Genomic DNA, 16,861 nt, shown 5'->3' on the forward strand with positions numbered 1-16,861 from the left:
CCTGAGAGCTTTGCGCCCGGTCCAGCCTATTACCGCAACCGGCCCCTCATTTGATAAAATACTGGCTTCCGGGGGGGCGGCCGGCTTAAACCATTGGCGGTAGTCGCGGGATGGCCAGGGGATGATGCGGTTCAGGACAGTATCATGGGGCGTGGCCGCGGCCCTGGCATCGACCGGGGCGGCGGCGCAGGGTGTGCCGGACCGGTTGCCCGGCGCGGTGGAGCCCGGCCGGCCGACCATCCCGGCACCGCTGGAGGAAATGCGCCGTGCGCCCAAGGCGCAGCTTCAATTCTCCATCCCGGCCCAGCGGCGCGGCGCGACGGCGGCCGGTGCCAACGACCTGCGGTTCGAGCTGTCCCGCATCGCCGTGGACGGGGCGAGCGTGTTCGACCCCGAGGCTGTGTTCGCCGCGGATATCGAGGCGCTGATCGCAAAGCCCGTGACGCTGGCCGACATCGCCGCCCTGGCGGACCGTATCCAGGCCCGCTATCTGGCCATGGGCCTGGGACTGACCCGCGTTTTCGTGCCCGCGCAGGAACTGCGCGACCGCACCATCACCATCCGGGTGATCGAGGGCCATCTGGAACGGGCGCGGGTGGAAGGCGGTGGCCCGCGTGAACGGGCGCGGGTGGAAGCGCGCCTGGCCGATGCGCTGGCCGCCCGGCCGGCGCGCGTGGACCTGATCGAACGCGGCCTGCTGCTGGTCGATGACCTGCCCGGTGTCAATGTCACGGGCCTGATCCGGCCGGGCGACAGTTTCGGGGCCGCCGAACTGCTGGTCGGCTACAGCGAGATACCCTATGCGCTGGTGGCGGGCATCGGCAATCGCGGCTCGGAATTTGCCGGCCCCTGGTCCGGCTTCATCGATGTCGCGGCCAATTCGCCCTTCGGCCATGGGGAGCAGCTGGGCGTCACCCTGTCGGCCACACCGCAATTTTCCGAGCAGCGCTCGGCCAACGGCCGGTGGGTGCAGCCCCTGGCGGGCAGCGGCCTGTCGCTGCTGACCAGTGGCAATTACAGCCGTGGCCGGCCCGGCGCGGCCCTGAAGCCTTTCGCCGTGGCCACCACCTCCTATGGCGCCGGTCAGCGCCTGTCGCTGCCCGTCATCCGCTCTCGCGCCCGCAATCTGACGCTGGAGGCAGGGTGGAATGCGCAGCGTGCCCGCGTGGAACTGCTGGCCCTTCCGTTCAGCCGTGACAATTGGCGCAGCCTGGATGCCCGTGTCACATACAGCCAGCAAGGTTTCCTGGGTGGTGATATCCAGGTGCAGGCCGGGGTGACACAGGGACTGGATGTCGCCGGTGCCACAGGGCGCGACGATCTGCAGGCGTCCCGCCTGGGGGTTGATCCCTGGTATACCAAGGTGACGGGGGAACTGGCCTATGGTTTCCGGCTGCTTGAAGGGATCGGGGGCACCCTGACAGTAGCCGGGCAGTACACGCCCGACACGCTGGTGGCGGGGGAGGAGTTCGCGCTGGGCGGCGCCCGGTTCGGGCGCGGTTACAATGGCGGCGACCTGTCCGGACCCAACGGCATCGGCGGCGGGCTGGAACTGCGGCGCGGATTCGATCCCGGCATCCGCCATGTCGACGGGGTGAGCCTGTATGGCTTCCTGGATAGCGGGCGGGTGTGGGACAGCGTGGCGGCCAGCACCCATCTGCTGTCGGCCGGCGGCGGGCTTCGGCTGGGCCTGTTCGGCAAGGCGGCCGTGACGGCGGAACTGGCCCGCACCTTGCGCGCCTTGCCCCTGCCGGGTGCCGATGCCCGGCGCACGCGGCTGTTCGTGGAACTGACCGTGCAGATATAGGAACAGGGGGAAGGGACGATGGCCGGACGGGCGGGGACAGGGTCGGGCAGGCGTTGGGCGCGGGGGTTCCGCGCCCTGACGCTCGCCTCCGTCTTCACCCTGCCGGCGGCGGCGCAGCAGGCCCCGACGGGGGGCAATGTCGTGGTGGGCGGCGCCGGCATCAGCCAGCAGGCCGGCAATACCCTGATCAACCAGACCACCGACCGCGCCCTGATCGACTGGCGCAGTTTCGACATTGGCCGTGACCAGTCCGTCATCGTGACCCAGCCGGGTGCCGGTTCCCTGCTGGTCAACCGTGTCACCGGCGGCGGGGCGGGCACCCGCATCGACGGATCGCTGACGGCCAACGGCCAGGTGGTGGTGATCGACAAGGCCGGCATCATCATCGGCCGTGGTGCCCGCATCGATGCCGGGTCCTTCCTGGCCACCACATCCGACATCGACAATGCCGACTTCGCCGCCGGCCGCTTGCTGTTCGGCAAGGCGGGGGTCGCCGGGGCCGCAATCGTCAACGAAGGAACCATCCGGGTGGCGGAAGGCGGCTATGCCGCGCTGGCCGCCGCCATCGTGGAGAACCGGGGTCTGGTGGAGGCGCGACTGGGACGTGTCGTGCTGGCCGGGGTGGAGCACTTCACCCTGGATCTGGCCGGCGACGGGCTGTTGCGGTTCGAACTGCCGGCTGAAATGGCGGGCCGTGTCGTCAATGACGGCACGCTGGCGGGCACCCGCGTCCTGATGACGGCGCAGGCGGCACGTGACGGCATGGCAGCGACCATCAATGCCGGCGGGCTGGTGGAGGCGGTGTCGGCGCAGGAGGTGGATGGCCGCATCATCATTGGCGGCGAAGGCACCCAGACGCTGGTGACGGGCGACCTGACGGCCCGGAATGGTGCCATCGACATTCTGGGCGACCGGGTGGAACTGGCCGGGGCCGGTATCGATGCCGGCGGACAGGGTGGCGGCGGTACCGTGCGCATCGGCGGCGACTATCAGGGGGGCGGCGACCTGCACCGCGCCCGGTCGACCCGTATCGACGCCGGCAGCCGGATCACGGCCGACGCTGTCGGCACGGGCGATGGCGGCCGTATCATCGTCTGGTCCGACGGGCGTACCGATTATGCCGGTTCCATCAGCGCTCGCGGGGCCGATGGCGGTGATGGCGGGTTCGCCGAAGTATCGGGCAAGGGCAGCCTGCGCTTCGCCGGCACGGCCGATCTGACGGCCGGGGCCGGCGGGCGGGCCGGCACCCTGTTGCTGGACCCCACCAACATCGTGATCGGCGGCACGGCCGACATCAATGGCGATGGGACGCAGGGTGACGACCTGTCGGGGGCAGGCGACCTGGACAGCGTGACCGATTACGCCGGTGCCGACAGCTACATCACGGCGGCGGCCGTCGCCGCCCTGCTGAACACCGGTACCAGCGTCACCTTGTCGGCCAGCCAGGACATCACGCTTTCCAGCAGCATCGACAAGACCGGCGGCGCCGGCGCCAGCTTCACCCTGCGGGCCGGCCGCGACATCGTGATCGGGGCCGGGGCGGGGGTGAGCAGCAGTGCCGGGGCGCTGAACATCGATTTCCAGGCGGGGTACGGCACCGGTGCGGGCCGCATCGTCAGTGCCGCGACGGGAACGGAAAGCTTCGCCAGCAATGGTGGCACGATCAGTTTCACCGGTTATGGCCGCGCTGGCGCGATCACGGGGATCGACCTGTCCGGCGTCAGCCTGAACAGCGGTGCCGGCGCCATCACCCTGACGGGTACGGCGGCCACGGGCGCCGGCGGGTCAGGCATCCGCATCGCCGACGGCACGGTGCTGCAATCCACCTATGGCGCCATCACGCTGACCGGGACAGGGGGGCAGGGCGCCGGCCTGAATTTCGAAGGCAGCGGGCATAACCATATCCAGACGCAGACCGGCACCGTCACCCTGACGGGCATGTCGGGTGCCGGCAGCAGCAATGATCACACGATCGGCCTGCGTGCCATTAACCTGTCCGTGACGGCCACCGGCGCGGCTGCCATCTCCCTGACCGGCACATCGGTTTCTGGCGCCGGCGCCGCTTATGGCATCGAATTGCATGGTGATGGCGGGACGCGGGCGATCACGAGCAATGGTGGCGCCATAAGCGTGACCGGTGCTGGCGGCGGTAGCAGTGGCGGCCTGAATTATGGCGTCATGATCTATGACGGCTATGCTGTGCGCGCCGGCAGCGGCGCCGTGACCGTAACCGCCAAGGGGGGAGCGGGCAGCATCGGCATTGCCAACGAACGTGATGGCAGTGCCATGCTGGGCGGGGCGGGCCAGTCGGGACAGGTGGAGATCGTATCGGACGGCACCGATCTGGGTGGTATCAGCATCCAGACGACGGGCACCGCCGTGCTGCGACCCGGGACGGCGGGCACGGCCATCGTCATCGGTGGGTCGGATAATGCGGCGGGTCCGCTGGGCCTGACGCAGACCGAGCTGAACCGCGTCACGGCCGGCACGCTGGTCATCGGTTCGGCGACCAGCGGCACCATCAGCGCCTCGGCCAGTTTCAGCCCGGCAAATGTCGGCACGCTGGAACTGTCGGCGCAGACGCTGAATATCGGTGCCGACATCGCCTCCCTGGCTGTGGCGGTGCTGAATGCCGGCAGAAGCATCACGCTGACCAGCGGTGGCGGCATGGTGGTGTCCAGCGGCATCGCCAAGACCGGCACGACCAGCAGCTTTCCGTTGCTCACCCTGCGGGCCAAGGGCGACCTGACCTTCGGGAGCGGGATCGGCGTCACGGCGTCCGGCGGCGCCGTCCATATGGCATTTGAGGCCGGCCATCACGGCACGGCGGGCCAGTTCAGCGCCACGGGCACGGGCAGCTTCGTCAGCGGCGGCGGCTATATCGACATGGCCGGCCGCACATCCGTGACGCTGGATGGCAGCACGCTGAATGCCGGGGCCGGCAGCATCACCCTGTCGGGTGACGATATCGCGCTGACGGGCAGCAGCGTCACCAGCACGGGGCGCGTCTGGCTGCGGCAATATTCCGACAGCCGGGCCATGGATATCGGCGCCACGGGGGCCGGGGCCGGCAAGATGGCCGTGTCGATCGCCGAACTGGCCCAGATCTCGGCCGGTGTCGTGCGCCTGGGATCGATGAGCAATACGGCCGGCATCACCATCACCAGTACGCTGAACCATGCCGGCGACATGATCGAACTGGCCAGCGCCGGCAACGTGACGCAGACGGCGGCCATCGGCGTCGCCAACCTGGCGCTGCTGGGTGCCGGCGGGACCTATACGCTGACCCATGGGTCCAACGCGGTCACGACCCTGGCCGGCAACACAGGCAGCATCGATTTCCGGTCGAGCCCGTCCCTGACGGTGGGAACGGTACGCGACACGACGGGCATCACATTTACCGGCAGCGTCAGCCTCTATGCACTGGATGCGCTGGTCACGCTGGGCCAGGCTGCGACCTATGCCGGGACGGGAACCGGCACGCTCACCCTGTCCAGTCATATCGATGTCGCCGTTGCGGCCAATATCGGGGTGTCGGGATCCGGCCGGCTGAATATCGTGCTGGCTGCCGACGGCAATCAGGCGGGTTCCCCCGGCCAGGTGACGGTCACTGGTGCCACATTGTCCAGCAATGGCGGCAACATCACCATCGGCAGCGGTGCCACGCCGGCCACCCGCGCGGCCGTTGGCGGCGCGGCGACCGGCATCGGCGTCAACATCACCGGTAGCATCCTGAACGCCGGAACCGGCGGCCATATCCTGGTCAATGGCGATGGTGCGCCGTCCGGCGTCAACACCGCCGCCGGCATCGGCATCAACGTTTCCGGCAGCAGCCTTATTGCCGCCGGCACCGGAACCATCACCCTGAACGGCAAGGGTGGCGCCGGCAACGCGCTGACGGCGGGTGTGGCCATTGGCGATGGCAGCACGATCCGCACGGCCACGGGGGCCCTGGCCATCAATGGCGAACAGGCGACGGCGGGCACGGCCCGCTATGGTGTGCTGCTGCGCAACGACCCCACGGCTGCCAGCGCCATCTATTCCACGGGTGGGGGGGGCGTGTCGCTGACCGCTACGGGCACGGCCGGCCGTATCGGCGCCTTCGTGTCGGGCAGCGATTACAGCCGCGCGCATATCGGCTGGGACGGGGTCAGCGCCTATGGCGGCGCTGTCACGCTGACCGCCGACGACATGGCTCTGACCAACGGGTCCGGCGGCACCGCCATCAGCATCAACGGCACCGGCACGCTGACCCTGCGCACCAACGGCACCGGCGCCAGCATCGCCGTCGGCGACGGGGTGGCCGGCGGTGCCGATCTGGAACTGGAGCAAGGCGATCTGGATGCCATCCGGGCCGGCGTGGGCACGAAGGCCGGCTTCTCCGGGGTCACCATCGGCCGGTCCGACGGGACGGGGACCGTTACCGTGGCCGGTGCCGGCCTCAAGAACAACCTGACCATCCTGTCCGGTACGGGCGGCATCACCATTGCCGGCCCCCTGGCGACCGGCAGCGGCGTGGATGCGGGTGCCATCGCACTGGACACGGCCGGACTGTTGACCATTTCCGGGGCCATCACCACACAGAACCAATCCATCAGCCTCATCACCGACAAGCTGGATTTGACGGGCAGTGTGGATGCCGGCACAGGCACCGCCACCTTGTCGGTGAAGACGGCGGGGCGCGGGATTGATCTGGGGTCGACGGGCCCGTCCACCACCACGCTGGACATTTCCGCGGCCGAGATGAACCGGGTGACGGCCGGCACGATCCGCATCGGCGACGCGGCGGCCGGTGCCATTGTCATCAGTGCCGCCATGGCGCCCACGGGAAGCGGCACGCTGCATCTGCGCAGCGGCAGCGGGATCAGCCAGACGGCCGCCCTCACCGTGACCAACCTGGCCGTGACGGCGGCCGGTACTGTCGTGCTGGACAATGCGGGCAACGATGTCACCAACCTTGCCGCCAGCCTGACCAGTGGCGGGCTGACTTTCCGTGATGCAGACGGGTTTTCCGTTTCCATCATTGATTCCGTGACCGGAGTTGGTTCTGGATCGGGATCGGTCACGTTCATATCCGCAGGAACTGTGACGCAAACGGCTGCGATCAGTGCTGCGGGACTGGCACTGACCGGCGCGGGTGGCACCTACCGGCTGGCCCATGCGGCCAATGCCGTGGGGGTGCTGGCCGCCAGTACGGGGCTGGTCGATGTCGGTCTTTCGGGGGCTGTGGCGATCGGTACCGTCGGATCGTTGACCGGCGTCACCGCCACGGGAACCGTGAAGATCAGCACCGGTGGCGCCCTGACCATCGCAAACGGGGCTCTCGTGTCGGCCGTCGGGACGGGCGATGCGCTGGTCCTGGCCGCCAATGGCAACTTCATCAACAATGCCGGCGCCGGCGCCCTTGCCGTTTCGGGTGGAGGGCGGTTCCTGGTCTTTTCCGCGGCACCGTCGACCAGCAGCACGGGGGGCGTATCCGCCCTGCCGCTTTATAACCGGAGCTTCGATTTCACGGGTCGCGACTTTGCCGCCATCAGCAACAGCGGCAACCGCTTCGTCTATACCTATGCCCCCGTGCTGACGGTGACGCCCGACAACAAGACGCACACCTATGACGGCACTGTGCCGGGCCTGACCTATACGGTCACCGGCCTGGTATCGGGCGACCTGCTTTCCCAGGCAGTCAGCGGCACAGCCAGCATCACCGGGGCCGGCAGCGGTGCCGGCAGCTATACGCTGACGGCCGGGGCTGGCACCCTGCTGTCCGATCTCGGCTATGGTTTCAGCTATGGCACGGGCACGCTGACCATCGATCGCCGGGCATTGACCTATGCCGTGGCGAATGTGAATGCCGTCTATGGCACCGTTGCGGGCAACGGGAGCGCGACGCTGACGGGTGTGGTCGATGGCGATGTGGTGACCGGCACGGTCACGACGCATGGTTCCGACGGTGCCGTGACGCCGGTTGCGCGCACGCCCGTCGGCACGCTGACGCAGAAGGTGACGGGACTGGGCGGGGCGGATGCCGCCAACTACACCATCGCGCTGTCCGGCAACAGCGACGGGATCCTGACCATCGCGCCCAAGCCGTTGACCTATACCGTGGCGGCAGCGGGTTCCGTTTATGGCACCCTGGCCACGCTGGGTGGCGTCACATTGACGGGCATCGTCGATGGCGACAGCGTGACGGCCGGTGCCACCCTGTCGGGTGCGGTCCTGGCCGAACGTCTGGCGGCCGGCACCTATATCCAGGAGGCGGGAACGCTGGCGGGGGCGGATGCCGCCAACTATACGTTCGCGGCCACGGGCAACAGCACGGGCATCCTGACGATCGCACGCAAAAGCCTGACCTATGCCGTGGCCGATACCGGTTCCACCTATGGCACGCTGGCCACGCTTGGGGATGTCACGCTCACGGGGGTGCTGTCGGGTGACGTGGTGGCGGGCACGGCCGAACTGTCGGGTGCCACGCTGGGCGAACGGCTGAATGCCGGCAGTTACACCGTGGCCGTGGGCGGGCTGACGGGGACCGCGGCCGGCAATTACGAGATCGCGGCCACCGGCAACAGCACCGGCACCCTGACCGTGGCCCGCAAGACGATCACAGGCACCGTCACGGCCGTCACCGGCACCTATGGCCAGGGCATGGCGGCCGGTGCCGGCATCCTGACCGGTGTGCTGACGGGGGACGAGGTGCTGGGCACGGTCCAGGTCAGCGGCGGGGGCGGGGCCGTGACGCCGGGCCCCACCCTGGGCGCAGGTTCCTATATCCAGGACATCATCGCCATCACCGGGGCCGATGCCGCCAATTATACGCTGGGCACCACGGTGGCGGGCACCCTGACCGTCGATCCCGCGCAACTGACGGTCACGGCCGACGCGCGGACCAGAATCTATGGCACCGTCGATCCGGACCTGACCTACAGCGTCACGGGCCTAGTGAATGGCGACACGCTGACGGGCGGGCTGGTCCGGGTGGAAGGCGGGAATGTCGGTACCTATGCCATCATACAGGGGTCGCTGGCGGCCAGTGGCAATTACGTCCTGAACTTCACCGGTGCGGAACTGACCATTACGCCGGCCGCGCTGACCATCACGGCGCCGTCGGTCACCAAGGTCTATGGCGACAATGATCCGAACCTGGCCTACAGCGTATCGGGGCTGGTGGCGGGGGACAGCCTGTCGGGCGCCCTGGCGCGGGAGGCGGGAGAGGATGCCGGCACCTATGCCATCACGCAGGGCAGCCTGACGGCGGGGGGGAATTACACCCTGACGCTGGATGCCGGGGTGCTGACCATCACGCCGGCGCCGCTGCTGGTGACCGCATTGCCGGCGGCAATGGTCTATGGCCGTGCCGTGCCCGAACTCAGCTATCGTGTGGACGGGCTGCGGCGCGGCGACACGGGCGGGGCCGTGCTGTCGGGTGCCCTGGCCTGGGCGGGCGGGCGTGATGCCGGCACCTATGCCGTCACCCAGGGCGATCTGACGGCCAATGCCAACTACACCTTGTCCTTCACCGGCAGCACCCTGACCATCAGCCCCGCCGCCCTGACGGTGACGGCCGACAGGCTGACCAAGACCTATGGCACGGGCGACCCGACCCTGACCTACAGCGTTTCGGGCCTGGTGGCCGGGGACAGCCTGTCGGGTGCCCTGTCACGGGAGGTGGGGGAGAATGTGGGCACTTATGCCGTCGGTCAGGGCGACCTGACGGGGGGGCCGAACTATACGCTCAGCTTCACCGGCGGCGCGCTGACCATCGATCCCGCCACCCTGACCGTCACCGCCTCCGCCCTGACCAGGGTCTATGGCGACGCCGATCCGGACCTGGCCTACAGCGTTTCGGGCCTGGTGGCCGGGGACAGCCTGTCGGGCGCCCTGTCGCGGGAGGTGGGGGAGAATGTGGGGACCTACGCCGTCACTCAGGGCAGCCTGACGGCGGGTGGCAATTACATCGTGACCTTCATCGATGGCAGCCTGGAGATCACCCCGGCCCCCCTTACCATCAATGTTGCCGCCGCGACCAAGATCTATGGCGACGCCGATCCGGCCCTGACCTATCAGGTGTCCGGCCTGAAGAACGGGGACGCCCTGTCGGGTGCCCTGTCGCGGGAGGTGGGGGAGAATGCCGGTTCCTATGCCATTACCCAGGGCAGCCTGACGGCGGGTGGCAATTACGAACTGACCTTCACGAGCGGTACACTGACCATCACCCCGGCGGCGCTGACCATCAGCGCCCTGTCAGCCGGCAAGGTCTATGGCGATGCCGATCCGGCCCTGACCTATCAGGTGTCCGGTCTGAAGAATGGGGACAGCCTGTCGGGTGCCCTGTCGCGGGAGGTGGGGGAGAATGCCGGTTCCTATGCCATTACCCAGGGCAGCCTGACGGCGGGTGGCAATTACGAACTGACCTTTACGGGTGGGCGATTGACGATCGATCCGGCCCTGCTGACCATCACGGCGCAGGCGGCCAGCCGGCTTTATGGCGCGCCAGACCCTGCGCTGGCGTTCACGGCCAGCGGATTCAGGCGGCAGGACAGCGCAGCATCCGTGCTGTCGGGTACGCTGTCGCGTGCGGCGGGCGGCGATGCGGGCCGCTATGCCATCACCCAGGGCTCGCTGGTGGCCAATGCCAATTATCGCATCCTGTTCCAGGGGGCGGAACTGACCATCGCGCCTGTGGCCCTGACCGTGCTGGTCGACAATGCGACCCGGCAGGCGGGGACGGCCAATCCGGTGTTCACGGCGCGGTACGAGGGGCTGGTCAATGGCGATACGGCGGCCAGCCTGACGGGCCTGACCATCACCAGCACGGCCGATGCCGGTGCCACCGCCGGTGCCTATGGCATCCGGGCGGGCGGCATCACGAACGGAAACTATCTCGTCACCTATGTTGATGGCACCTTGACCGTGACCGGTGGCGGCGTTCTGCCACCAGCCCTGGCCGAAAAGGTGCCTGTCACCACCATCACCCAACCGCCGCAGACACCTGGCCTGACCGGTATGGCCGTGGCGGCTCCCGTCGTGCCGGCGGCCCCGGCCGCGCCACCTGCGGCAACGGCCTCGTCCTCCCCGGCCTCGGGGGCGCCTGGCCTGGATGCCGGGGCCGCCGCCCTGGCCGCGGCCAGCCAGAGCGTGCAATCGGCCAGCGGGTCGGCTGCGGATGATGATTCCGCACCGGAAGAGATGATCCCCGGCCTTCTGTCGCAGCAGCGGCGCCTGCCGGGCGAGACGCCGGACGGCACACCCGGCCTGGAACAGCAGTTCCCCAACCTGGGACGGGTATGGTGATGCGGCGCGCCCTGGCACTTCTCCCGTTGCTGGCCTTCATGCTGTCGGCCTGCGCCACACGCGAACCTGCGCCGTCCGGGCCGGCCGCCGGCCCCATCGCCATGGGGCGCAATGCCATCGGCGAGGAATGCCGCGCCATCCCGGCTGAAAGCGACGCCGGTGTCAGGGCCTATTCCCTGTTCTGCGGCGCCTGGGAACAGGCCAGTGGCACGATCGCCATCGTGGAGCTTTACGACCCGCTGCCCGCGGGTGGGGAGACCCTGGACCGACAGTTGGCTCTGGAGGCGGGACGCACGGCCTGGGCTGGTGGGCTGGCTCAGCGGGCCATCTGCCAGGAGCCCCGTCCCATCGCCGGACCGGATGGCAGCCGGGGGCTGCTTGCCTCCTGCCAGTTGCGCGAGGGGGGGTGGCCCTATGTCGGTGTGACACTGGCCAAGGGCCGGCGCCTGATGCAGGGCGATGGTATCCCGGCCGTGGCCGATCTGCTTTTGCAGGTCTATCATGTATTGGGGGTCGGACCGGTCACGGAAGGAGCCGGGGTGTCCGATCTTTCCGCCGTGCTGCGGGCCGCGCTGGGCGATGACGCGCTGAGGTTCGGGCGGGGTGACTTGAACGGGTTCGAGCGGCTGTCGGAACTGGGCCGCCTGTCCAACAGCGTGGAGGATTATGCCGGGGCGGAGACGGCCTATCGCCGGGCCCTGGAGATACAGGATCGCGCGTTGGGGCCGGACAGTCCCGGTGCCGGCGAGACACTGATGGCCCTGGCGCTGGAAGTGTCCAACCAGGGACGTGGGCCGGAGGCGGAAGCCCTGTTCCGCCGTGCCGATGCGCTGCTGCAGAAAAGCTTCGACAAGGCTGCCCGTGCGCGCCTGGGCAGCTATATGGCCTTTCATGCCGCGAACACGGGCGATGCGCGCCGCGCCCTGTCGCTGGGGCGGGACGCCAGCGCCGTGCGGCGCGGAATCGTGGACGATCTGGAGGCGGCGGCCGGCGGCGGGGCGAACCGTGCCGTGCTGGGCAGCCTGGCGGCCGCCCGTGGCGACCTGATCCATTCGCTGCTGCTGGAAGCCACGGTTTCGCTACGGCTTGAACAATATGGGCTGGCCGAGGCGGCGGCGCTGGAGGCGGAGAACCTTTATCAGCGCACGCGCGGCCTGCCGCCCTGGTGGCATGCCCGCATCCTGGGCATCCGTGGACTGGCCCGGGCCGGCAAGGGCGATGCGGCCGGCGGGGCCGCCCTGATCTCGACCGCAGTAGGGTCGAACCGGCAATTGTTCGGAGCGGGCTGGCCGGTGGCGTCCAGCATGTTGGAACTGGGCCGCGTCTATGCCCAGGGCGGAACGGACGATGCGGCCATCGCCATCTATGCCGAGGCTTTGTCCATGATCCAGGATGTGGAGGGCGGGCCCAGCCTGTTGCCGCTGGACCGGATCATGCCCTATCTGACGGTGCTGTATCGCCAGTCGCAGGCCGATCCGGCCCGCCGCGCGGCATTGCAGGCGCAGATGTTCGCCGCCGTGCAGAATGTGCGGGAGGGCGTGGTGGGGCAGACGGTCACCCGCGCCGCCACCCGCTTCGCCAGCAGCGATCCGGCGGTAGCCGAGCTGATCCGCCGCCAGCAGGATGCCGTGCGCACCCGCGACCGGCTGCGTATCGAGGTCGCTGCGGAAACGGCAAGGCCCGACGCACAGCGTGACCGGGCGCGCGAAGCGGTGCTTCAGGAGCAGTTGCGGGCGGCTGAGGAGGAGGCCCGCGGCCTGGAGCGCCAGCTTCAGGCCGCCTTTCCCGACTATGCGCGGTTGAGCCGGCCGCTGCCCGCGACGGCCGATGCGGTGTCCGCCCGGCTGGCCGGTGACGCGGCGCTGGTGCAGTTCGCCTTTGGCAGCGCGTCATCCTTTGGCTTCGTGCTGCGCAATGACAGTATTGTTGCGTATCCGGTCACGATCGATCGTGCGCAATTGACGGCCATGGTGGCGGAACTTCGGCGTGGGGTGATGCCGCGTGCCGGCGTGCTGGCGCCTTTCGACCTGTCCTTGTCATATGATCTCCATCGCCGGCTGTTCGATGGGGCGGGGCAGGCGCTGGCCGGCGTGCGGGAACTGACGCTGGTGCCCTCTGCCGCCTTGGCCAGCCTGCCCCCCGCCCTGCTGGTGACGGCGCCTCCGGCGGCCGGCAGGCCCGACTATCGGGCCGCGGCCTGGATGATGCGGGAAATGGCGCTGTCGGTGGTGCCGTCGGTGCCGGCCTTCCTGGCCCTGTCCGACGGGGCCCGCCGGCGGCCGGCGGCTCCCCGGCCCTTCATCGGCTTCGCGGCGCCGCCCTTCCAGGGGCGCGACGGGGCCGGGATGGCGGCTCTGGCGGAGGAGTGCCGCACCGATGCCGTGCTGGATCCCGCCCTGCTGCGCGCCCTGGCCCCCCTGCCGGAAACAGCGGGGGAGATCGGTGAGGTCGGGCGCCGGTTGGGTGCCGATCCGGGCGATCTGGTCACGGGCGCTGCGGTCACGAAGGCCGCTGTGCGCGAACGCGGGCTCGACCAGTATCGCGTGGTCTATTTCGCCACGCACGGGCTATTGCCGGGCGAACTGCGCTGCCAGTCGCAGCCCGGGCTGGCCCTGGCCCCGCCGGACCATATGCCGGCCAGTGCTGCCGATGACGGGTTATTGACCGCGTCCGACATCGCGCTGTTGCGCCTGAACGCCGATCTGGTGGTGCTGTCGGCCTGCAACACGGCCGGCGGTGACGCAAGGCTGGGGGGCGAGGCGCTGTCCGGTCTGGCAGAAAGCTTCTTCTTCGCGGGCGCCCGGTCGCTGCTGGTCAGTCATTGGCAGGTACCGTCGGGGCCCACTGTGCGGCTGATGACGGGCCTGTTCGCGCAATTGGATGCAGACCCGGCCTTATCACTGGCGCGGGCGCAACGTTTGCTGGTATCCGATGCGGCAACGGCGCATCCTTTCAATTGGGCCGCCTTCGCCCTGGTGGGCGCACCCCCTTCCCCCGGCAATGGAGCCTGATCCCCATGTTCCCCATCCGTTGCATGCTCGCCCTGTCCGCCCTGCTGCTGGTCCCGTCCGCGCTTGCCGCCCCGCTTGTGGTGGTGGAGGCATCGGGCACCGATCTGGCGGCGGGTGCCACCATCGACGACAAGACGGCCCTGTCGCTGCCCGATGGCGCGCGTCTGGTGCTGATCGGGGAGGACGGGTCGCAGATCACGCTGCGGGGGCCCTTCACGGGCGCACCGGCCGATGCCGGGACGGGGGCCACGCAGCAGCTTGCCGGCCTGCTGTCGGCCCGTGGCACCGATACGACCAGTCTGGGTGCCGTGCGTGATGGGGGACCGCAGGCTCCCCTGCCGGAACCCTGGCTGGTCGATCCCGCCATTTCCGGTTCGGCCTGTGTCCGGCCGGGGCAGGAGATCGTGCTGTGGCGGGCCGATGCCGCCGGCCCCGCCGGGCTGACCCTGATGCCGGCCGACCGGGCCTGGACGGCCAATGCCGAATGGCCGGCCGGCGAGCAGCGCCTGGCCCTGCCGGAGTTGCCCATCCAGGATGGCGGCACGCTGATGTTCGAGATCGATGGCAATGCGGCCGCGGTCACCTTCCACCTGCTGCCGCCGGCCGTGACGGCGCCGGCCATGACCGTGGGCTGGCTGGCGGCCAAGCAGTGCGATCGCCAGGCCCGCGCCCTGGCCGGCGCGCAGGGGTGATCCCCGGCCACCGGCGGGGTTCCCCCACCGGTGGTTCCTGGGAGAGGACAAGGGAAAAGGCAGCGCCGCCGGTTCGGGCATGAACGGATGGCGTGGTAGAACGGGGACCCGACATGGACAGCCGCAGGCTGCTGATCATCCTGTCCATCCTGCTGGTGGCCGGGTTGTTGCCCGTCGCCCTGGTGCGGGCCGCCCCCTTCCTGCAGGGGATCGAGAACTGGGTCGCCGACCATCGGGTCGCCACGCGCACCCCGGCCGCACCGCAGCAGCCCGATATCGTCATCGCCGCCATCACCGAGGAGACGCTGGCGCGCTTTGCCTACCGGTCGCCCGTCGACCGGGCCTTCCTGTCGGACCTGCTGCGCGGGCTGGAGGCCAAGGGCGCCAGGGCCATCCTGCTGGACGTGCTGCTGGACCAGCCGACGGAGCCTGTCAAGGATCAGGCGCTCTATGACACGATCCGCGCGCTGAAGGTGCCGCTGGTCATCAGCCATGGCGGCGCCGCCGAGGGACTGACCGAAGGGCAGGTGGCCTTCATCAACGGCTTCGTGCCGGTGGAGAAGCGCGGATATGCCAATCTCGTCAAGGACAGCCTGGACGGCACCGTACGCTGGATATTCCCCGGCCAGCCCACGCCGGAGGGGGAATGGCAGCCCGGCGTGGTCCCGGCCCTTGCCGAACTGCTGGGATATGCGCCCCCGCGGGAAACCGTGGCCCTGGCCTGGCGCGGCCGGCCCGATGCCGCGACACCCCCTTTCCGCCAGTTCCCGGCCCATGCCGTGCCGCTGCTGCCGGCCACCTGGTTCAAGGACCGCATCGTGCTGGTGGGGGCCGATCTGTCCGACCGCGACCGGCATGTCACGCCCTTCCGCACGGCCTATGCCGGCAATGACGGGGTGTTGCCGGGCATCACCATCCATGCCCATGCGCTGTCACAGATCCTGGAGGGGCGCCAGCCGCCGGAAAGGGGTCTGGGTCTGGCCATTGCCGTGGGGCTGCTGGCATCCGGCCTGGGCCTTGCGCTGGGGATGGTGGAGATCGCGCTATGGCTGCGGGCATTGCTGGGGCTGGGCCTGATCGGCGGGCTGTGGCTGCTGGCCGGCCCCGCCTTCACCCATGCCAACATCCTGCTGCCACAGATCGGACCATCGCTGTCGGTGCTGCTGGGCCTGTGGCTGACCGATATCTGGCGTGGCCGGCGGGAGCGTGACCAGCGCCGTTTCGTGCAGGCGGCCTTTGCCAAGTACCTGTCGCCCGCCCTGCTGGACGAGTTGATCAAGGATCCGTCCAAACTGTCCATCGACCCGAAAAGGCGGGAAATGAGCTATGTCTTCACCGACGTGGCCGGCTTCACCACCATTTCGGAGGGGATGGACGCAGCCACCCTGGCCGATGTCATGAACCGTTACCTGGACGGGATGGTCCGGGTGGTGTTCGCCCATGGCGGCACGGTGGACAAGTTCATCGGGGATGCGGTCTTCGCCCTGTTCGGGGCGCCGCGCGACATGCCCGACCATGCGGAGCGGGCGGCGGCCTGCGCGCTGGAACTGGACCGTTTCGCGCAAGGATTTCTGGCGGCGGAAACGGCGGCCGGCCGGCCCTTCGGCGTCACGCGCATCGGTGTGCATTCCGGCCCGGCCAGCGTCGGCAATTTCGGGTCCGATGCGCGTTTCGAATATACGGCCCTGGGTGATGCCGTGAACATTGCGGCCCGGCTTGAGGGGCTGAACAAATATTTCGGGACGCGCGTGGCCATGAGCGGGGCAACCGCGGCCCTTTGCCCCGGCATCCCCCGCCGGCCCATCGGCCGCGTGGTGCTGAAGGGCAAGAGCGAACCGATCGCGGTGTTCCAGCCGCTGGACGCCGCCGAGGATGCCAGCCCGTTCATCGGGGAATACCGCGCCGCCTATGCAAGCATGGCGGCGGGTGATGACGGTGCTGCCACCGCCTTCCAGCATCTGGCGTCGGCCCATCCGCAGGACGGGCCGACGGTCATGCACCGTGACCGGCTGGCAGCCGACGGACAGCGGGATCTGGTGGTCATGAGCGACAAGTGACGG

Annotated in this window: 5 protein-coding genes; all 5 read left to right on the forward strand. The window is 69.2% G+C overall.

Going from position 1 to position 16,861, the window contains the following annotated elements; genetic code table 11:
• The first annotated feature begins 121 nt into the window (after nucleotides 1–121).
• The 5 genes from ABC728_RS01235 to ABC728_RS01255 all read left to right on the forward strand — a co-directional run bounded on the left by ABC728_RS01235 (nucleotide 122) and on the right by ABC728_RS01255 (nucleotide 16,858).
• Nucleotides 122–1,807, forward strand: coding sequence for a ShlB/FhaC/HecB family hemolysin secretion/activation protein (locus ABC728_RS01235; protein ID WP_416618701.1), 1,686 nt, complete (start codon nucleotides 122–124; stop codon nucleotides 1,805–1,807).
• An 18-nt stretch (nucleotides 1,808–1,825) separates the two neighbouring features.
• Nucleotides 1,826–11,098, forward strand: a complete 9,273-nt coding sequence (locus tag ABC728_RS01240) for an MBG domain-containing protein (protein ID WP_416618700.1) — start codon at nucleotides 1,826–1,828, stop codon at nucleotides 11,096–11,098.
• Entirely contained in the window at nucleotides 11,098–14,109 is a 3,012-nt protein-coding gene (locus ABC728_RS01245; RefSeq protein ID WP_416618699.1) for a CHAT domain-containing tetratricopeptide repeat protein, read from the forward strand. Before ABC728_RS01240 ends, ABC728_RS01245 begins: the two co-directional genes overlap by 1 nt.
• A 5-nt stretch (nucleotides 14,110–14,114) precedes the next feature.
• Nucleotides 14,115–14,801, forward strand: coding sequence for a hypothetical protein (locus ABC728_RS01250; protein ID WP_416618698.1), 687 nt, complete (start codon nucleotides 14,115–14,117; stop codon nucleotides 14,799–14,801).
• Between the two features lie 113 nt (nucleotides 14,802–14,914).
• Nucleotides 14,915–16,858, forward strand: a complete 1,944-nt coding sequence (locus ABC728_RS01255; RefSeq protein ID WP_416618697.1) for a CHASE2 domain-containing protein — start codon at nucleotides 14,915–14,917, stop codon at nucleotides 16,856–16,858.
• The last annotated feature ends 3 nt before the right edge of the window (nucleotides 16,859–16,861 follow it).

Source organism: Niveispirillum fermenti, assembly GCF_052474395.1.